We start from the raw sequence: 18,039 nt of genomic DNA, 5'->3' as shown, positions 1-18,039 counted from the left end.
TCTGCAACCTGAAGTATGACAGGGATAAAATTTTGAACAGGATTGAGCCTTACCGATGAAAATTCCTTACATTCCTGAAGATGCACCGTTTAACGGTGAGCAGAAATACTGGCTGGCGGGCTTCCTCGCCGGCCTCCATTCGCGCCTGCTGGTATTAGAAGACAAGCAGAGCGCACCGGCTGCAGGTGCCAGCACCAATACGCAGTTGCACATCCTGTTCGGTTCACAGACCGGCAACGCTGAAGCGCTGTCGCAAACGGCCGCTAAAGCCGCACGCGCCAAAGGTTTGGTGCCGGTGGTTCAAGCGCTGGGCGAAGTGGATCTGGATGTGTTCGCCACCATGCGTCACGTGCTGATCGTCACCTCAACTTACGGCGAAGGCGAAATGCCGGACAACGCCCAGCTGTTCTGGAACGCGATTTCAGCCAGCACCGCGCCGCGTCTGGAGCAGATGCACTTTGCGGTATTGGCGATTGGCGACACCGGCTACGACGGTTTCTGCCAGGCAGGTAAATTCATCGATATGCGTCTTGAGCAGCTCGGTGCAAAACGCGTCGCCGATCGTATCGACTGCGATATCGACTTCGAAGAGCCATCCAGCGCGTGGATTGGTACGGCGATGCCGCAATTCGCCGCCAGTGCAGGCAGCAGCGGTACAGCATTAGAAAGCGCGCCAGAAGCGCCCGTCATTCCGGGCAGCAATAAGCAAAACCCCTATGCGGCTGCGTTGGTGACTAACAAGCGTCTTTCGGCAGAAGAGTCGGCGAAAGATATTCGTCACTTCGAGTTTGATCTCACCGACAGCGGTTTGAAATATGAAGCGGGCGATGCGCTGGGTGTGATCCCGGTGAACGACGCAGCACTGGTTTCACTGCTGCTGACTCAGCTGAAAGCAGATTACGAAACGCCAGTTCCCAGCTTTGATCGCAACCTCGGCGATCTGCTGACTTATCAGTTCGAAATTTCCGAGCCATCACGCAAACTGATTGAGTGGGTTGGCCAGCACACCACTAACCAGGAACTGCGTCACGTCCTGCAGCACGACGATAAAGATACCCTTGCCGTGTGGCTGTGGGGCAAAGACACGCTGGATCTGCTGCAGCTCGAGCTGACGCGCAGCCTGTCGGTGCCGGAATTCGTTGCCATGCTGCGTCCGTTACAGCATCGCGCTTACTCCATCTCGTCGAGCTCGAAAGCCCATCCAAATCAGGTACATCTGACCATTGCTTCCGTGCGCTATCACAGTGGCGGCCGCGAGCGTAAAGGCGTGTGCTCAACTTATCTGGCTGAACGTGTACGTCGCGGCGAAAAGCCGGCGATCTTCATCTCACCAAATAAAGCGTTCCGTGTACCGTCAAACGGCAATGCGCCGCTGATCATGGTTGGGCCAGGCACCGGTATCGCACCGTTCCGCGCCTTCCTGCAGGAACGTCAGGCAACGGGCGCAGAAGGTAAAAACTGGCTGTTCTTCGGTGACCAGCATCAGGCACATGATTATATCTACGAGGAAGAGTTGCAGGCATGGCAGGAGAAAGGTCTGCTGACTAATCTTGATCTGGCCTTCTCGCGCGATCAGGAAGAGAAGATCTACGTGCAGAACCGCATGCTGGAGAAAGGCGCTGAGCTTTACGCCTGGCTGCAGGATGGCGCTTACTTCTACGTGTGTGGCGACGCATCTCGCATGGCAAAAGACGTTGATGCGGCGCTGTATGAAGTGGTTCGTCAGTTCGGTGGTTTGTCCAGCGAGCGCGCGGCGGCTTACGTTGATCAGCTGAAGAAAGATAAACGCTACCTGCGCGACGTCTACTAAGACGCGCAGGCATAAAAAAACGGGCCAATCGGCCCGTTTTTTATTGCACGTTTTACTTCACCACACGCAGTGAAGGTCGTCCGCCACGCGGCGGCGGCTCATCATCTGGCGAGTGATCGTCATCAGTCGCATCATCCGGACGATCGCCATCAATCACAGACATCATTGTCTCTTCCTGACCGCTACCTTCCTGCTCGTCCGTCGCCAGCTCATAAGCCGGTTCCGGCTCGAACATGGTGCCAGCGCCGTTTTCTCGGGCATAAATCGCCAGAACTGCAGCCATCGGCACAGAAACCTGACGCGGTACGCCACCGAAACGCGCGTTGAAACGCACTTCATCATTGGCGAGGTCAAGATTGCCTACCGCACGCGGCGCGATGTTCAGAACGATCTGTCCATCACGCGCATATTCCAGCGGCACCTGCACACCTGGCAGATTGATGTCGACCACCAAATGCGGCGTCAACTGGTTATCCAGCAACCAGTCGTAGAACGCCCGCAACAGGTAAGGACGACGCGCCGTTAGTTGCGACATTTCCATACATTAGCCCCGAGCTTGCAGGCGCATTTCACGTTCTGCTTCCGTCAGTGACGCAAGGAAAGAGTCACGTTCAAACACGCGCGTCATATAGCCTTTCAGCTCTTTAGAACCGGCGCCAGACAGGTCAACGCCCATCTGCGGCAGACGCCACAGCAGCGGCGCCAGATAGCAATCCACCAGGCTGAACTCTTCGCTCATGAAGAACGGTGTGCGTGCGAACAGTGGTGCAATCGCCAGCAGCTCTTCGCGCAGTTGCTTGCGCGCTGCATCGGCTTCGGCACCGTTGGCGGTTTCGATGGTGCGCATCAGGCTGTACCAATCCTGCTCAATGCGGTGCATCATCAGACGGCTTTCACCGCGCGCTACCGGGTAAACCGGCATCAGCGGTGGATGCGGGAAACGCTCATCGAGGTATTCCATGATGATGCGTGATTCATACAGCGTCAGTTCACGGTCGACCAGCGTCGGTACGGTGCGATACGGGTTGAGGTCAATCAGATCCTGCGGCAGGTTATCCGTTTCAACCTGCTCGATCTCCACGCTGACGCCCTTCTCAGCCAGTACAATACGTACCTGATGGCTGAAAATGTCAGTCGGACCAGAAAACAGCGTCATTACCGAACGTTTGTTGGCAGCGACAGCCATGAAAACCTCCAAGTTTGTTCACAAAAAGATACTGCGAATAGCCAACCACGCGGCGACTCACCGGCTCATCAGATTCGCCTACCGTCAGCGTCAGGAGCATCGACCGGTCTTCCGGACAGGGACGACATGCATAACGCTGCGTCTTGCAGGCGCAAAGTGACAGTGAGTTTACCAGATTTTAAGCAGCTTGTGGGGCGGGCGTGATGATTTGCGGGCAAAATGCGGGTAAAGCTCGCGTTTTTCGTGGGAAAAAATCATTAATGCAGGCAATAAAAAACCCGCCGAAGCGGGTTTTTTGAGCCAACTGCCGCTGCCGGAGCAGCAAACAATTAACGCTTGGAGAACTGCGGACGACGACGTGCTTTACGCAGGCCGACTTTCTTACGTTCAACTTCACGCGCATCACGGGTAACGAAGCCCGCTTTACGTAGTTCAGAACGCAGAGACTCGTCGTACTCCATCAGAGCGCGTGTGATACCGTGACGGATCGCACCAGCCTGACCAGAAATACCACCACCTTTAACGGTGATGTACAGGTCAAATTTACCAACCATATCAACCAGCTCCAGCGGCTGACGCACGACCATGCGTGCAGTCTCGCGACCGAAGTACTGCTCCAAAGAGCGCTGGTTAATTACGATGTTACCGCTACCCGGCTTGATGAAGACGCGAGCGGCAGAGCTTTTGCGGCGACCAGTGCCGTAGTTTTGAGTTTCAGCCATTGCCTATAATCCCGATTAAATGTCAAGAACTTGCGGTTGCTGCGCCGCGTGGTTGTGCTCGTTGCCTGCGTAAACTTTCAGTTTACGGTACATAGCACGACCCAGTGGGCCTTTCGGCAGCATGCCTTTAACCGCGATTTCAATCACACGCTCAGGACGGCGCTCGATCATCTCTGCAAAGGTCGCTTGCTTGATACCACCGATGTGGCCAGTGTGGTGATAGTAAATCTTGTCAGTACGCTTGTTGCCGGTTACAGCAACTTTTTCTGCGTTCAGAACGATGATGTAATCACCGGTATCAACGTGCGGAGTGTATTCCGCTTTGTGCTTACCACGCAGACGGCGCGCCAGTTCAGTCGCCAGGCGACCCAAGGTTTTGCCCGTTGCGTCAACAACATACCAGTCACGCTGTACGGTTTCTGGTTTAGCTGTAAAAGTTTTCATTGAAAAGCTTACCCAAATAAAAAGTTACACGTTGGTGAAATCCCAAACGCTAAGTAAACGATTGAGGCTCACACGACCATTTTGCCCAGCAAGCCACCCCTTCAAGTGAGTTACCGGATCACATCGTGTTCTTGGGAAAGAAAACCGATGCTGTAACGTGGGGTCGCAAGATTATAGAGAAGTCGAACTCAAAGATCGAACCTTTTTGCATCTAAAACCTACGATTTATGCCACGTCATCAGGGCAGATGCGGCAGACGCAAATACTCTTCGCTCTGCATCTCCTGCAAACGCGACAAGCAGCGCTGATACTCAAACTTCAAGCGTGTGCCCTGATAAATTTCAAACAGTGATGTTTCAGCCGCGACAACCAGTTTCACGTGGCGTTCGTAGAACTCATCGACCAACGCAAGGAAGCGGCGCGCCTGATCTTCGGTCTTATAAATCATCACCGGCACATCATACATCAAGACGCTGTGAAAACGGCGCGAGAGCTCAATATAGTCGTGTTGACTGCGCCCTTCGCCGCACAGCGTCAGGAAATTGATCGCCAGCACGCCTTCATGCACGCCCAGCGTGGGCATCTGGCGATGGTTGATTTCCAGCACCGGCGCGTCTTCACGCGCTTTGCCGGACAGCGCGCGGAACATGCGCTCCATTTCGCTGTGAGTGGCCTCGTTGAGCGGGAAGTTCCACAAATGCGCCGACGTTAGGGTGCGCAAGCGGTAATCGATACCCGCGTCCACATTCATCACTTCACAATGACGCTTGATTTGTTCGATGGCAGGCAGGAAACGCGGGCGCTGCAGGCCGTTGCGATAGAGCTCATCCGGCGGAATGTTCGAGGTGGCTACCAGCGAGATGCCGCGCGCAAACAGCGCTTCCATCAGCGTGCCCAGCAGCATGGCGTCGGTGATATCCGAGACAAAAAACTCATCGAAACAGAGAATGTCGGTTTCCGCTTTAAAGCGATCGGCGACAATTAGCAGCGGATCGCTGTGGCCTTGCAGCTGCGTCAGTTCCTGATGGACACGCAGCATAAAGCGGTGGAAATGCAGGCGCAGCTTACGATCACCAGGAATTGACTGAAAAAACAGATCCATCACCCAGGTTTTACCGCGTCCCACACCGCCCCACATATACAGTCCGCGCACTGGCGCTTCGCGGGTGCTTTTCTCTTTATTCATTATCTTAGACAAGCGGCCCAACAGACCTTTGGCAGCCGGTTCAACCTGTTGCTGGCGGGCAATCAATCCTTGCTGGATGGTATCTAAGCGGGTAATCGCTTCTCGTTGTACGTCATCCGGGCGAAATTCGCCCTGCGACAGCGCCTGCTCGTAGCGTGCAAGCGGAGATGAGGTTTGCATGGTTCTCTCAGAATCCCTGAAAAAGTCCGATTCACGGGTCGGTTGACGAAAATTAGGCCGCTCTACACTAAGCGATGCAGCCCGATAGTTCCACTTCCAATAGATTATTGGGTATAGTGGCTGCTATTGAAGTTGATGTTGCAACAGAAGCAATGCCCTACGAAACAACGGAAATTACACGGGAGTCATTATGACCTGGGAATACGGGCTGATTGGTTTAGTGATTGGCATTATTGTCGGCGCAGTCGTCATGCGTTTTGGCAACAAGAAGCTGCGTGAGCAGCGTAGCATGCAGTATGAACTGGAAAAATCGAAGGCTGAGCTGGCGGATTACCGCGAGGAGCTCACCAACCACTTCGCCCGCAGCGCCGAGCTGCTGGACAATATGGCGCATGATTATCGCCAGCTGTATCAGCACATGGCGAAAGGGTCTAACGACCTGCTGCCAAATCTGCCCGGCGAGAAAAATCCGTTTGCCTACCAGTTAACGGAAGCCGAAGCGGATAACGATCAGGCGCCGGTGCAGATGCCGCGTGATTACTCTGAAGGCGCATCCGGCCTGTTACGTGGCAGCGACCGCGCTCCGCGTAATTAATCCGTTTGGGGCACAGCTTAGCTGTGCCCTTTTTGTTTTCGAACACAAACCACAAACTACTGTCACACTTCTTTTATCCCTTTCGCAGCGAGAGCGTTGTAGCAATGAAAAAACAAGCACGTCTGTTAAGCGCATTAGCCTTAGGTATCGGGATGAGTTTGGCTGCGGCGCCGAGTGCGCTGGCAACTCTTCCCGCCCAGATTCAGGGACAAGCATTGCCAAGCCTGGCACCGATGCTGGAAAAAGTTCTGCCCGCAGTAGTGAGCGTGCGTGTTGAAGGTACCGACAGCGGTCAGCAGGCGCAGGATATTCCTGAACCACTGAAGCGCTTTTTTGGTCAGGCACCGGGACAATCGCAGCCGCAGCCTTTTGAAGGTCTGGGTTCTGGCGTGATCATTGATGCCGCTAAAGGCTATATCCTCACCAATAACCATGTGGTCAGCAACGCCGATAAAATCAGCGTGCAGCTGGGTGACGGCAACGAATATGACGCTAAGTTAATTGGTCACGATGAACAAACCGACATCGCATTGATCCAGGTTGAAGGCGCGAAAAACCTGACACAGGTGAAAATCGCCGACTCTGATTCGCTGAAAGTGGGTGATTTTGCCGTGGCCATCGGTAATCCGTTTGGTCTGGGTCAAACCGCCACGTCGGGCATCATCTCTGCGCTCGGTCGTAGCGGCCTGAATCTGGAAGGACTGGAAAACTTCATTCAGACCGATGCCGCGATTAACCGCGGTAACTCCGGCGGTGCGCTGGTGAACCTGAATGGTGAGTTGATTGGTATCAACACCGCGATTCTGGCGTCAAGCGGCGGCAACATCGGCATTGGCTTCGCCATTCCCGCCAATATGGCGATGAACCTGGCGCAGCAGCTGATTCAGTTCGGCGAAGTGAAGCGCGGTCAGCTTGGTATCAAAGGTACGGAAATGACCGCCGATATCGCCAAAGCGTTTAACGTTGATGCGCAGCGCGGCGCCTTTGTTTCGGAAGTGCTGCCGAAGTCAGCCGCCGAAAAAGCGGGCATCAAAGCTGGCGATATCATCACCTCCATCAATGATAAGCCAATCACCAGCTTTGCTGAGCTGCGTGTGAAAGTCGGCACCACGCCGCCGGGCCAGGATGTGAAAATCGGCCTGCTACGTGAAGGCAAACCGGTCAACGTCACCGTCACGCTGGAACAGAGCGCGCAAACCACCGCCAGCGCGCAGCTGATGTCGCCTGCACTGCAAGGCGCAACGCTGAGCGACGGCGCGACCAAAACCGGTGATAAAGGCGTGAAAGTCGATGCCATTGAAAAAGGCACGCCAGCGGAGCAAGTCGGTTTGCAGAAAGATGATGTGATCATCGGCGTAAACCGCAATCGCGTCGCTTCTATTGCCGAAATGCGCAAAGTGCTGGAAGGCAAACCGCCGGTGCTGGCACTGAACGTGGTGCGCGGCGAAGAGACGATTTACCTGCTTCTGCGATAATCCTCGCAACAGGCGGACAAGCAGGTGTTTGTCCGCCTTTCTCATGCTATTCTGCCCTGCGATCTCACCTGGCTTGAAATAACACCATGTTTCTTAAACTTTTGCGTTCTGTGGTGATGGGCCTGATCGTGGCTGGCTTACTGCTCGTCGCGATCCCTGCGCTGCGTATGGGCAGCAACGTCACCTTTGATCATGACAACAGCGACGATGAAGCACCCGTTAGTTTTAATCAGGGTGTGCGACGTGCCGTGCCCGCGGTCGTTAACGTCTATAACCGCAGCGCCCACGGCAACAATAATCGCGGAATCACCACGCTGGGTTCCGGCGTGATCATGAACGGCAAAGGCTACATCCTCACTAACAAACACGTGATTAATAACGCCGACCAAATCATCGTCGCGCTGCAGGATGGACGCTTCTTCGAAGCCACCTTAGTGGGTTCCGATGCCATGACCGATTTAGCGGTGCTGAAAATCAGCGCCTCCAACTTGCCGGTTATCCCCATCAACGCCAAACGTATCGCGCACATCGGCGACGTCGTCATGGCGATCGGCAACCCATACAACCTCGGCCAAACCGTGACGCAAGGCATTATCAGCGCCACCGGACGCGTGGGTCTGAGCTCATCCGGACGACAAAACTTCCTGCAGACCGATGCCTCGATCAATCAGGGTAACTCGGGCGGCGCATTGATTAACTCGCTTGGTGAACTGATGGGCATTAACACCCTGACGTTTGATAAAAGCAGCGATGGCGAAACGCCGGAAGGAATTGGTTTCGCCATTCCCACCGCGCTGGCGAGCAAAATCATGGATAAGCTGATTCGTGATGGTCGGGTGATTCGCGGCTACATCGGCATCACCGGGCGCGAACTGCCGCCGCTGCACGGCCAGGGCAGTAATCTTGATCGCGTGCAGGGCATTATCGTTAGCGACGTCACGCCTGGCGGCCCCGCCGATAGCGCCGGCATTCAGGCCAATGACGTGCTGCTGGAAGTGAATGGTAAACCGGCGCTCTCGGCGCAGGAAACCATGGATCAGGTGGCAGAAATTCGGCCGGGCTCGGTGATTGACGTGCAGATCTTGCGTAATGAAAAGAAAATGACCTTGCCGGTGACGATTCAGGAATTCCCGGAAGTGACCGCGCCCGCCACCACCACGCCATAAGGGCGCTTGCGCGCCCTGATGATTTAGCTGCGATCGACCGGGAAGGCGATCACTTCGCTTAGCGAGCTGGCTTTCAGCGCCAGCATGATCAAACGATCCACGCCCAACGCCACGCCAGAACAGGCAGGCATACCGTGCGCCAGCGCATCCAGCAGATAGGTATCGATAGGATGTTGCGGCAGGCCACGCGCAGCACGACGACGATTGTCCTGCTCAAAGCGCTGACGCTGCTCGCGGCTATCGGTTAATTCACGGAAACCGTTCGCCAGCTCAATCCCTTTGTAATAGACCTCAAAGCGCTCGGCGACGCGGTGATCTTCCGTACTGATCTCCGCCAATGCGGCCTGCGTCGCAGGGAAATGGTAGACGAAGCACGGCTTATCGTTACCAATCTTCGGCTCAACGCCCAGCATAAACAGCAGCTGCAGCAGCGTATCGCGGTCTTCTTCACGATTGGCCAACTCGCCCTCGCCCAGCTTCTCCGCCACTTCGCGTAGCTGCGCTTTATCAGCCGATAACGGATCGACTTCCAGATGGCGGATAAACGCCTGCTGATACGACAGGGATTCCGCGCTGTCGCACTCCAGCACCTGCTGCATCAAATCGTCCACCTCGTTCATGAGGCGGTACATGTCGTAGTGCGGACGATACCACTCCAGCATGGTGAACTCGGGATTGTGGTGACGCCCGGCCTCCTCATTACGGAAGCTGCGCCCCATCTGGTAAATCGGACCACTTCCGGCCGCCAGCAGGCGCTTCATGTGATATTCCGGACTGGTCATCAGCCACAGATCGCGCCCTTCGGCTGCGCCTGGCCCAACAAAACGCGTCTGGAACGGCACCAGATGGATGTCAGTGATGGTCGCCTGGCTCATCGCCGGGGTATCGACCTCCAGCACGCCGCGATCGGCAAAGAAACGACGTATTTCCGCCATGATAGCGGCGCGTTTCAACAAATTGGCAATGGGTGCGCTCGGCTGCCAGCTTGCCGTTTCGCTCATGTTGATGACTCCTCATACAGATAAGGGGTGGAAGTCTACCCGCAATGCCGATGGCAAACAACGGCAGCGGGCGCAGGCAGCAATTTGCTAGCGGGAAGCTATACTTAACCCATTAAAATCGTAAAGGAATCCCACAATGTCCCCATGGAAAACCCTGCTTGCCAGCCTGAGCGCTTTTCTCTCCGTTGCCTGCTCAACCGCGCCACCTAAAGGTGTTACGGTAGTAGAAGGTTTCGACAGTCAGCGCTATCTCGGCCAATGGTATGAAATCGCCCGCCTCGATCACCGCTTTGAGCGCGGATTACAACAGGTTACCGCTAATTATAGTCCGCGCGAGGACGGCGGTTTGAAGGTGATCAATCGCGGCTACAATCAGCAGAAACAGCGCTGGCAAGAGAGCGTTGGCAAAGCCTACTTCACCGGCGATAAACAGCGCGCCGCGCTGAAGGTGTCGTTCTTTGGCCCGTTCTATGGCGGCTACAACGTGATCGCATTGGATCCTGACTATCGCTATGCGCTGGTGTGCGGGCCGAATCGTAGCTACTTGTGGATTCTGTCACGTACGCCGCAGCTGGATGAAAATGTTAAGCAACGCCTGGTTGAACAGGCCAGAAGTGCCGGATTCCCGGTGGATGAGCTGATTTGGGTGGAGCAGAAATAGAGAGGACCGGTGCGAAAGTCGCTTTCGCACCGGACTATCTTACTGTGCGCTGCGCTGGATTGCCTTGCCGCCCGCCGAAACGTCTTCGCCAACACCACGCGTGGTGTTACAAGCGGTCAGAACGGATGAGAGCACCAGCACGGAAAAAATCGCGACAATACTTTTCTTTAACATAGCCATATCCTTTTTGGTTGCAGTAAAAGTACAGCTCTTAAAGCATAGTCTTGATCTGTAAAACTGCGGATTGGACGGATGAAAAAAGAGAAGGGAAACACACAATGAGAAAAAAGGCGCATCAATGATGCGCCTGATTTGACGATTATTTTACGCGAGAAACGTATTCGCCAGAGCGGGTATCTACTTTTACTACTTCGCCAATCTGTACGAACAGTGGCACTTTGATTACCGCGCCAGTCGACAGCGTAGCGGGCTTACCGCCGGTACCTGCGGTATCACCCTTCAGGCCTGGATCGGTTTCGATAACTTCCGCTTCGATGAAGTTCGGTGGCTGAACAGCGATCGCTTTATCGTTCCACAGGGTAACGATACAATCCGCATTGTCCTGCAGCCACTTGGTCACGTCATCCAGCACTTTAGATTCGATCTGATACTGCTCGAAAGATTCTGGGTGCATGAAGTAGTAGAAGTCGCCGTCGTTGTAAGAGTATTGCAGCGTCATATCACGAACGTCTGCGCCTTCGGCAGAGTCAGTAGATTTGAAGGTCTTCTCAACGCGAGAACCGGTCAGCAGACGACGCATTTTAACGCGCGCAAATGCCTGGCCTTTACCCGGCTTAACGAACTCACTGGCTTCGATGGCATATGGCTCGCCTTCGAACATGATTTTAAGACCGGGACGGAAATCGTTGCTAAGATAAGTCGCCATAAAGGCCCTCTGTAAATATTGAACTGGTAAATAGCCAAAAAAATGGCACACATTGTAACCCTAAATCCCCCCGTCAGAGAAGATTGGTTGCAGCAACTAGCTGATGTTGTCACCGAACCTGCTGAATTACTGCAACTTTTATCTCTTGATCAGCATGCTGATCTGGCTGCAGGCGCCGATGCGCGCAAGCTTTTTGCCCTGCGCGTACCGCGCGCCTTCATCGCACGCATGAAAAAAGGCGATGCGACCGACCCGCTGCTGCTGCAAGTGCTCACCAGCCGTCAGGAATTTATCGATGCGCCAGGTTATAGCACCGATCCGCTGGATGAACAAAGCAGCGTTGTGCCGGGTTTACTGCATAAGTATAGAAACCGAGCGCTGCTGCTGGTAAAAGGCGGCTGTGCGGTCAACTGCCGCTACTGTTTCCGCCGTCATTTCCCCTATCAGGATAATCAGGGCAACAAGCGCAACTGGCAGGCAGCGATTGACTACATCGCCACGCATCCGGAACTGGACGAGATCATCTTCTCCGGCGGCGATCCGCTGATGGCGAAAGATCATGAACTGGCATGGCTGGTGGGCGCGCTGGAGAAAATCCCGCATCTCAAACGCCTGCGTATTCACAGCCGCTTGCCGGTGGTGATCCCGTCGCGTATCACCGAAAGCTTGTGTCAGATTCTGGCGGACACGCGCCTGCAGGTATTGATGGTGAGCCATATCAACCATGCGCAGGAAATTGATGATGAGCTGCGTTACGGCATGCAGATGCTGAAGCGTGCCGGCGTGACGCTGCTCAATCAGAGCGTGTTGCTGCGTGATGTGAATGATGATGCGCAGACGCTAGCGGATCTCAGTAATGCGCTGTTTGATGCTGGCATTCTGCCCTACTACCTGCACGTGCTGGATAAGGTGCAAGGCGCGGCGCACTTCTTTGTGTCAGATGAGGAAGCACGTGGGCTGATGCGCCAGCTGCTGCCGATGGTTTCCGGTTATATGGTGCCGAAACTGGCGCGCGAGATTGGCGGCGAGCCAAGCAAGACGCCGCTGGATTTGCAGCTGCGTCAGGTATAACCAAGACCCAACTGAATGATTCCTGCCCATCGTTCCTCTATAAAAGCTCCTGAAATTATCTGGCACATGGTGTGCTGAGGTTATACAGGAGCTGTTATGAAAAAAGTGGCATTAACGCTACTGGCACTGTTATCGCTGAGTTTGGTTTTTACTATGAAAGCCAAGGCCGCTCAGGATTGCGCCACGCGTCACGCGGCAATTAGCGAAGAATTACGTTACGCTGAAGCCAATAATAATTATTCACGGATTAACGGCCTGCGCAGCGCGCTCGCTGAACTGAATGCGCATTGCACCCGCAGTAACGTCATTTACGATACACAGCGCCAACTCGATAAACTCAAAGATAAAGTGGCGGATAAGCAGAAATCCATTGGTGAAATCGAGTTTGATTTAAGGCGCGCTCGTGTAGACGCAGATGCGAAAAAAATTCGCAAATATCAGCATAAGCTAGAAGATAAACAAGAAGAACTCGCTGAAGCACAACAAGAGCTAGCGCGAGTACAGAATGAGATGTCCGCATTGAGGAAATAACAAAATGGCCGAAGCAATTCGGCCATTTTGCATTCAACTTTTCATGCATTTACGCCGGAAAAATTCACGGGCACTTATACACCTGGCCGGTCATTTTGCTGTCGAGCGGTGCGAAAGCTGACAGCAGATTCTGCGTCGGGCTGGTGGCGCCATAAATCACGTTGCCGCCCATTTCTGCCGCGCGGTTGCGTAGGTCGTTAGCCGCGCCACGCAGTGAACTGCCTTCACCGCCTGAACCGCTCAGCCAGTTGCTCTGAGAGCCGGTAAGCGTTCCCAGCAGCTGACATTGACTTGCGGGTTGTTGGTCGACGAAGGTCACACGTTCGCCGCCAGCACTCAATTGATTGGAGCTGCTACAGCCCGCCAGCAGTAAAGTTCCGACTGCCAGACCGAGCAAGAGGTTAATCCGCATTGTAATCCCCATTTATTATCATCAGTGTCGGGCGGCAGCGTAGCAGAAAAGCGCACTTTTTTTCTGAACATTCATTGCCCTAAACCCGTAAAGCCGAAGTATTGCGCCCTTACTTATACCTTGTTCCCCAGCAAAAGAAAAACCCCCGACCGTTTCCGATCGGGGGTTTTCCAGATGACTTAAGCAGTCAGGGGCAATTACATCATGCCGCCCATTCCGCCCATGCCACCCATACCGCCAGCGCCGCCTAAATCAGGTGCGTCGCTTTTTGGCAGGTCAGTCACCATCGCTTCGGTGGTGATCATCAGGCCCGCAACCGATGAAGCGTACTGCAGCGCAGAACGAGTCACTTTGGTTGGATCCAGGATACCGAAGTCGATCATGTTGCCGTACTCTTCAGTCTGCGCGTTATAACCGTAGTTACCGTCGCCTGCTTTCACGTTGTTAGCAACAACTGAAGGCTCTTCGCCGGCGTTGGAAACGATCTGACGCAGCGGGGCTTCCATTGCGCGCAGCGCAACTTTGATACCCACGTTCTGATCTTCGTTATCGCCTTTCAGGCCAGATGCGGCGATTTTCGCTGCAACGCGAACCAGCGCCACACCACCACCGGCAACCACGCCTTCTTCAACCGCAGCACGGGTCGCGTGCAGGGCATCTTCAACGCGTGCTTTCTTCTCTTTCATTTCAACTTCAGTTGCTGCGCCCACTTTCAGCACGGCTACGCCGCCTGCCAGTTTCGCTACGCGCTCCTGCAGTTTCTCTTTGTCGTAATCAGAGGTTGCTTCTTCGATCTGCTGACGAATCTGCGTTACGCGGCCAGAGATAGCGCCTTGATCGCCCACGCCATCGATGATGGTGGTGGTGTCTTTGTTGATCACAACGCGTTTTGCCTGACCCAGATCTTCCAGGGTAGCTTTCTCCAGCTCCATACCGATCTCTTCAGAGATCACGGTACCGCCGGTCAGGATAGCGATATCCTGCAGCATCGCTTTACGACGGTCGCCGAAGCCAGGTGCTTTAACCGCAGCCACTTTGACGATACCGCGCATGGTGTTCACCACCAGCGTTGCCAGAGCTTCACCTTCCACGTCTTCTGCAATGATCAGCAGTGGCTTACCGGCTTTCGCAACGGCTTCCAGCACTGGCAGCATTTCGCGGATGTTAGAGATTTTCTTGTCAGCCAGCAGGATGAACGGGGTTTCCAGCTCAACTGCGCCTGTTTCTGGCTTGTTGATGAAGTACGGAGACAGGTAGCCGCGGTCAAACTGCATACCTTCAACCACGTCCAGCTCGTCTTGCAGGCCGGTGCCTTCTTCAACGGTGATAACGCCTTCTTTGCCCACTTTGTCCATCGCGTCGGCAATCAGTTTGCCCACGGTTTCATCAGAGTTAGCAGAGATGGTACCAACCTGTGCAATCGCGCGTGAATCCTGGCAAGGCACAGACAGGGTTTTCAGTTCTTCAACGGCGGCGATAACGGCTTTATCGATACCGCGTTTCAGATCCATCGGGTTCATGCCCGCAGCGACGGCTTTCAGGCCTTCGGTGATGATGGCCTGAGCCAGTACAGTTGCGGTGGTGGTGCCGTCGCCTGCTGCGTCGTTCGCTTTAGAGGCCACTTCTTTCACCATCTGTGCGCCCATGTTTTCGAACTTGTCTTCCAGCTCGATTTCACGCGCAACAGAAACACCATCTTTGGTGATGGTCGGTGCACCAAAAGATTTATCCAGAACCACGTTACGGCCTTTCGGGCCCAGGGTAACTTTTACTGCATCTGCCAGTACGTTTACGCCGCGCAGCATTTTTACGCGTGCGTCATTACCGAATTTTACGTCTTTAGCTGCCATTTCAAATATCCCTTAAATTCGTTTCGTTCAGTGAATTGCGCGTAAATTACGCTTCAACAACTGCCAGGATGTCGCTTTCGGAGATGATCAGAACTTCTTCGTTGTCGATTTTCTCGGTTTTGGCACCGTAGCCTTCGCTGAAAATCACCAGATCACCCACTTTTACGTCCAGTGGCTTAACTTCACCGTTTTCCAGGATGCGGCCTTTGCCAACAGCCAGGATTTCACCGCGGGTAGATTTACCGGCAGCTGAACCGGTCAGCACGATGCCGCCCGCTGATTTAGCTTCGACTTCTTTACGCTTGACGATAACGCGATCGTGCAATGGACGAATTTTCATTTGATAGCTCTCCTTTAGAAAGTCCAATCATTCATTTTTGGGGTTGAGCCGGACAGCAGGGCTTCCAGCCTCGTGCTGGAAGAGATAGGGGCAATAAGTGGGCTTTCAAGGGCAAAAAATATAAATATTTTCGTTTCTGCAACAGACGGCGAAAAAAGCAACAAAAAGGCGGCTTGCGCCGCCTTGATTATCTAATGGTCTTTGTCATGACCTATTTGGTCCTGATCTTTGCGCTCATATTCACCGTCCACGGTGAAACCCGCATCCGGACCGGCGCCCGGACCTCGCCATACGCGCAAGTGCGGCATCAGCTTCAACGTCAGATGCTTCTGCACCGGCGGCAACAGCAGCAGTAAACCGAGGAAGTCGGTGAAGAAACCGGGCAACAGCAGCAGGAAGCCGGAGATGATCAGCGAAACGCTTTTGGTCATCTCAGCCGCCGGGCTTTCGTTACGCGCCAGCTTCTCCTGCATCAAACGGAAATTCTTCATGCCCTGATTTTTCACCAGCGACACACCAATACACGAGGTGAAGATCACCAATAGCATGGTGAGCAGCACGCCCAGCGCATGCGCGACCTGAATGAAGATTGAGATCTCAATCCAGGCCAAAACAAAAAAAATCACGAACGGTAACCAGCGCACCGAGTTCTCCTGTGAGTTGAAGCTGCCCCGCAAATGGCCAGGCAGCAAAAAGGGAGGGTCTTTACGACCGTATTGATAGAGATGGGCATTTGCACCGGCATTTTCAACCGATCCTGCCATTTTTTTCCCACTGACTTAAAATTGCGAAGTACATCACATATCGTTATTACCGCTGGGCCTGCAAAAGCCCGTAAAGTGATCTGTGCACAAACAATTCTGTAACATCAGAATATGATCGTGCCCGTCAGTGCGAAGATGGATAATATGTCGGCGCTGACATTCCACGACAATATAATCGCTTCACCTGCACGTTGTTTGCCGCCCGTCCATCCCGACGCCCGGCAGTAACCAGGCAGCAATAACAAGAAGGTAATCATGGCGAACAACATTCGTATCGAAGAAGACCTGTTAGGCATGCGCGAAGTTCCGGCAGACGCTTACTACGGTGTTCATACTCTGCGTGCGATTGAAAACTTCTACATTAGTAACAATAAAATCAGCGACATACCGGAGTTTGTCCGCGGTATGGTGATGGTGAAGAAAGCAGCCGCGCTCGCCAACAAAGAGTTGCAGACCATTCCCCGCAATATCGCCAACACCATTATTCAGGCCTGTGATGAAGTGCTGAATAACGGTAAATGCATGGATCAGTTCCCGGTTGACGTCTATCAGGGCGGCGCGGGCACCTCGGTCAACATGAACACCAATGAAGTGCTGGCCAACATCGGCCTGGAGCTGATGGGCCACCAGAAAGGTGAATATCAGTACCTCAATCCCAACGATCACGTGAACAAGTGTCAGTCCACCAACGATGCTTATCCAACCGGTTTTCGTATCGCGGTGTACGCTTCGATCCTGAAGCTGCTCGACGGCATCAATCAGCTGAGCGAAGGTTTCCAGCGCAAAGCGGTTGAATTCGAAAGCATTCTGAAAATGGGCCGTACTCAGCTGCAGGATGCGGTGCCGATGACGCTTGGCCAGGAGTTCCACGCGTTTAACGTGCTGCTGAATGAAGAGACTCGCAGCATTCTGCGCACCGCTGAACTGCTGCTGGAAGTGAACCTCGGCGCCACCGCCATCGGCACACGTCTCAATACGCCGGATGGCTATCAGCAGCTGGCGGTACAGCGTTTGGCGGAAGTGAGTAATCTGCCGGTGGTGCCTGCAGAAGATTTGATTGAAGCCACCTCCGACTGCGGCGCGTACGTGATGGTGCACTCGGCGCTGAAACGCCTGGCCGTGAAACTATCGAAAATCTGTAACGACCTGCGCCTGCTCTCCTCCGGTCCGCGCGCCGGCCTGAATGAGATCAACCTGCCTGAACTGCAGGCCGGTTCATCGATCATGCCCGCCAAAGTCAATCCGGTGGTGCCAGAAGTGGTGAATCAGGTGTGCTTCAAAGTGATCGGCAATGACATCACCGTCACCATGGCGTCAGAAGCGGGTCAGCTGCAGCTCAACGTGATGGAGCCAGTGATTGGCCAGGCGCTGTTTGAATCGATCAGCATCCTGACTAACGCCTGCTTCAACCTGCTGGAAAAATGCGTCAACGGCATCACCGCCAACAAAGCGGTGTGTGAAGCTTACGTGTTCAACTCGATTGGTATCGTCACTTACCTCAACCCGTACATCGGCCACCACAACGGCGATATCGTCGGTAAAATTTGCGCCGAAACCGGTAAAAGCGTGCGTGAAGTGGTGCTGGAGCGTGGCCTGCTAACGGAAACCGAACTGGATGACATTTTCTCCATTCAGAACCTGATGCATCCGGCGTACAAAGCCAAACGCTACACCGACGAAAACGAACAGTAATCCGCTCCGGATCAAGTTGCCAACAGCACGCCCGTATACAATGCGGCGTGCTTTTTTCATTTTGGCG

General features: G+C 54.0%; 20 protein-coding genes. 8 read left to right on the top strand and 12 right to left on the bottom strand.

All coding sequences use genetic code 11. The features are described from left to right. Window positions 1–55: 55 nt before the first annotated feature. On the top strand, window positions 56–1,810 hold the full coding sequence (locus AAF463_RS02325; protein WP_137385040.1) for a sulfite reductase subunit alpha: 1,755 nt from the start codon (window positions 56–58) through the stop codon (window positions 1,808–1,810). Between the two features lie 52 nt (window positions 1,811–1,862). Here AAF463_RS02325 and sspB read toward each other — a convergent pair whose 3' ends face one another. From sspB to zapE, 5 genes are all read right to left on the bottom strand, one after another. After that, entirely contained in the window at window positions 1,863–2,351 is a 489-nt protein-coding gene (sspB, locus tag AAF463_RS02320; RefSeq protein ID WP_064737765.1) for a ClpXP protease specificity-enhancing factor, read from the bottom strand. A 3-nt stretch (window positions 2,352–2,354) separates the two neighbouring features. Further along, the gene (gene sspA / locus AAF463_RS02315) at window positions 2,355–2,996 is read right to left on the bottom strand and encodes a stringent starvation protein SspA (protein WP_008104394.1); all 642 of its coding nucleotides are present in this window, start codon (window positions 2,994–2,996) and stop codon (window positions 2,355–2,357) included. Window positions 2,997–3,325: 329 nt separating this feature from the next. Next, entirely contained in the window at window positions 3,326–3,718 is a 393-nt protein-coding gene (gene rpsI, locus AAF463_RS02310; RefSeq protein ID WP_007886600.1) for a 30S ribosomal protein S9, read from the bottom strand. A gap of 15 nt (window positions 3,719–3,733) precedes the next feature. Continuing rightward, the gene (gene rplM / locus AAF463_RS02305) at window positions 3,734–4,162 is read right to left on the bottom strand and encodes a 50S ribosomal protein L13 (protein WP_007886599.1); all 429 of its coding nucleotides are present in this window, start codon (window positions 4,160–4,162) and stop codon (window positions 3,734–3,736) included. Between the two features lie 238 nt (window positions 4,163–4,400). Further along, window positions 4,401–5,528, bottom strand: a complete 1,128-nt coding sequence (gene zapE, locus AAF463_RS02300) for a cell division protein ZapE (RefSeq protein ID WP_350261463.1) — start codon at window positions 5,526–5,528, stop codon at window positions 4,401–4,403. Window positions 5,529–5,718: 190 nt separating this feature from the next. Here zapE and zapG point away from each other — a divergent pair, with 190 nt between their 5' ends. The 3 genes from zapG to degS all read left to right on the top strand — a co-directional run bounded on the left by zapG (window position 5,719) and on the right by degS (window position 8,764). Further along, the gene (zapG, locus tag AAF463_RS02295) at window positions 5,719–6,123 is read left to right on the top strand and encodes a Z-ring associated protein ZapG (protein WP_064737767.1); all 405 of its coding nucleotides are present in this window, start codon (window positions 5,719–5,721) and stop codon (window positions 6,121–6,123) included. Window positions 6,124–6,227: 104 nt separating this feature from the next. Then, the gene (degQ, locus tag AAF463_RS02290) at window positions 6,228–7,598 is read left to right on the top strand and encodes a serine endoprotease DegQ (protein WP_101762291.1); all 1,371 of its coding nucleotides are present in this window, start codon (window positions 6,228–6,230) and stop codon (window positions 7,596–7,598) included. 86 nt (window positions 7,599–7,684) lie between these two features. After that, entirely contained in the window at window positions 7,685–8,764 is a 1,080-nt protein-coding gene (gene degS / locus AAF463_RS02285) for an outer membrane-stress sensor serine endopeptidase DegS (RefSeq protein WP_061718288.1), read from the top strand. A gap of 23 nt (window positions 8,765–8,787) precedes the next feature. On the opposite strand, the gene epmA is transcribed toward degS, so the two are convergent. Beyond that, the gene (epmA, locus tag AAF463_RS02280) at window positions 8,788–9,765 is read right to left on the bottom strand and encodes an elongation factor P--(R)-beta-lysine ligase (RefSeq protein ID WP_101762293.1); all 978 of its coding nucleotides are present in this window, start codon (window positions 9,763–9,765) and stop codon (window positions 8,788–8,790) included. Between the two features lie 136 nt (window positions 9,766–9,901). On the opposite strand from epmA, the gene AAF463_RS02275 reads away from it, so the two are divergent. Beyond that, window positions 9,902–10,426: a lipocalin family protein gene (locus tag AAF463_RS02275; protein WP_101762294.1), complete on the top strand. Its 525-nt coding sequence runs from the start codon at window positions 9,902–9,904 to the stop codon at window positions 10,424–10,426. Between the two features lie 39 nt (window positions 10,427–10,465). Here the strand turns inward: AAF463_RS02275 and AAF463_RS02270 are convergent, their stop codons facing one another. Beyond that, window positions 10,466–10,600: an entericidin A/B family lipoprotein gene (locus tag AAF463_RS02270; RefSeq protein WP_007886592.1), complete on the bottom strand. Its 135-nt coding sequence runs from the start codon at window positions 10,598–10,600 to the stop codon at window positions 10,466–10,468. Between the two features lie 145 nt (window positions 10,601–10,745). Then, window positions 10,746–11,312, bottom strand: coding sequence for an elongation factor P (gene efp, locus AAF463_RS02265; RefSeq protein WP_034826669.1), 567 nt, complete (start codon window positions 11,310–11,312; stop codon window positions 10,746–10,748). Between the two features lie 42 nt (window positions 11,313–11,354). On the opposite strand from efp, the gene epmB reads away from it, so the two are divergent. Then, window positions 11,355–12,383 carry an EF-P beta-lysylation protein EpmB gene (gene epmB / locus AAF463_RS02260; protein ID WP_101762295.1) on the top strand — a complete coding sequence of 343 codons (1,029 nt, stop codon included), beginning with the start codon at window positions 11,355–11,357 and terminating at the stop codon, window positions 12,381–12,383. 96 nt (window positions 12,384–12,479) lie between these two features. Further along, entirely contained in the window at window positions 12,480–12,914 is a 435-nt protein-coding gene (locus AAF463_RS02255; protein WP_101762296.1) for a DUF1090 domain-containing protein, read from the top strand. Window positions 12,915–12,978: 64 nt separating this feature from the next. Here the strand turns inward: AAF463_RS02255 and AAF463_RS02250 are convergent, their stop codons facing one another. From AAF463_RS02250 to AAF463_RS02235, 4 genes are all read right to left on the bottom strand, one after another. Next, on the bottom strand, window positions 12,979–13,326 hold the full coding sequence (locus AAF463_RS02250; protein ID WP_008104416.1) for a DUF4156 domain-containing protein: 348 nt from the start codon (window positions 13,324–13,326) through the stop codon (window positions 12,979–12,981). A gap of 197 nt (window positions 13,327–13,523) precedes the next feature. Further along, the gene (groL, locus tag AAF463_RS02245; RefSeq protein WP_101762297.1) at window positions 13,524–15,176 is read right to left on the bottom strand and encodes a chaperonin GroEL; all 1,653 of its coding nucleotides are present in this window, start codon (window positions 15,174–15,176) and stop codon (window positions 13,524–13,526) included. 46 nt (window positions 15,177–15,222) lie between these two features. Further along, a complete protein-coding gene (locus tag AAF463_RS02240) occupies window positions 15,223–15,516 on the bottom strand; it encodes a co-chaperone GroES (protein WP_101762298.1) in 294 nt (97 codons plus the stop codon). Between the two features lie 191 nt (window positions 15,517–15,707). Beyond that, complete coding sequence (locus AAF463_RS02235) at window positions 15,708–16,160, bottom strand: FxsA family protein (RefSeq protein WP_192236087.1); 453 nt, start codon at window positions 16,158–16,160, stop codon at window positions 15,708–15,710. Window positions 16,161–16,535: 375 nt separating this feature from the next. Between AAF463_RS02235 and aspA the strand changes: the two genes are divergently transcribed. Further along, window positions 16,536–17,972, top strand: a complete 1,437-nt coding sequence (aspA, locus tag AAF463_RS02230) for an aspartate ammonia-lyase (protein WP_101762300.1) — start codon at window positions 16,536–16,538, stop codon at window positions 17,970–17,972. Window positions 17,973–18,039: the final 67 nt, after the last annotated feature.

This window comes from Pantoea sp. BJ2, assembly GCF_040255075.1.
Taxonomy (GTDB): domain Bacteria; phylum Pseudomonadota; class Gammaproteobacteria; order Enterobacterales; family Enterobacteriaceae; genus Pantoea; species Pantoea leporis.
This window is presented reverse-complemented; position numbering and strand designations above follow the sequence as displayed.

Bases quoted from the DNA above. Each gene is read 5' to 3' on its own strand.
- AAF463_RS02325 (WP_137385040.1), top strand. From the start codon at position 56: ATGAAAATTCCTTACATTCCTGAAGATGCACCGTTTAACGGTGAGCAG.
- sspB (WP_064737765.1), bottom strand. From the start codon at position 2,351: ATGGAAATGTCGCAACTAACGGCGCGTCGTCCTTACCTGTTGCGGGCG.
- sspA (WP_008104394.1), bottom strand. From the start codon at position 2,996: ATGGCTGTCGCTGCCAACAAACGTTCGGTAATGACGCTGTTTTCTGGT.
- rpsI (WP_007886600.1), bottom strand. From the start codon at position 3,718: ATGGCTGAAACTCAAAACTACGGCACTGGTCGCCGCAAAAGCTCTGCC.
- rplM (WP_007886599.1), bottom strand. From the start codon at position 4,162: ATGAAAACTTTTACAGCTAAACCAGAAACCGTACAGCGTGACTGGTAT.
- zapE (WP_350261463.1), bottom strand. From the start codon at position 5,528: ATGCAAACCTCATCTCCGCTTGCACGCTACGAGCAGGCGCTGTCGCAG.
- zapG (WP_064737767.1), top strand. From the start codon at position 5,719: ATGACCTGGGAATACGGGCTGATTGGTTTAGTGATTGGCATTATTGTC.
- degQ (WP_101762291.1), top strand. From the start codon at position 6,228: ATGAAAAAACAAGCACGTCTGTTAAGCGCATTAGCCTTAGGTATCGGG.
- degS (WP_061718288.1), top strand. From the start codon at position 7,685: ATGTTTCTTAAACTTTTGCGTTCTGTGGTGATGGGCCTGATCGTGGCT.
- epmA (WP_101762293.1), bottom strand. From the start codon at position 9,765: ATGAGCGAAACGGCAAGCTGGCAGCCGAGCGCACCCATTGCCAATTTG.
- AAF463_RS02275 (WP_101762294.1), top strand. From the start codon at position 9,902: ATGTCCCCATGGAAAACCCTGCTTGCCAGCCTGAGCGCTTTTCTCTCC.
- AAF463_RS02270 (WP_007886592.1), bottom strand. From the start codon at position 10,600: ATGTTAAAGAAAAGTATTGTCGCGATTTTTTCCGTGCTGGTGCTCTCA.
- efp (WP_034826669.1), bottom strand. From the start codon at position 11,312: ATGGCGACTTATCTTAGCAACGATTTCCGTCCCGGTCTTAAAATCATG.
- epmB (WP_101762295.1), top strand. From the start codon at position 11,355: ATGGCACACATTGTAACCCTAAATCCCCCCGTCAGAGAAGATTGGTTG.
- AAF463_RS02255 (WP_101762296.1), top strand. From the start codon at position 12,480: ATGAAAAAAGTGGCATTAACGCTACTGGCACTGTTATCGCTGAGTTTG.
- AAF463_RS02250 (WP_008104416.1), bottom strand. From the start codon at position 13,326: ATGCGGATTAACCTCTTGCTCGGTCTGGCAGTCGGAACTTTACTGCTG.
- groL (WP_101762297.1), bottom strand. From the start codon at position 15,176: ATGGCAGCTAAAGACGTAAAATTCGGTAATGACGCACGCGTAAAAATG.
- AAF463_RS02240 (WP_101762298.1), bottom strand. From the start codon at position 15,516: ATGAAAATTCGTCCATTGCACGATCGCGTTATCGTCAAGCGTAAAGAA.
- aspA (WP_101762300.1), top strand. From the start codon at position 16,536: ATGGCGAACAACATTCGTATCGAAGAAGACCTGTTAGGCATGCGCGAA.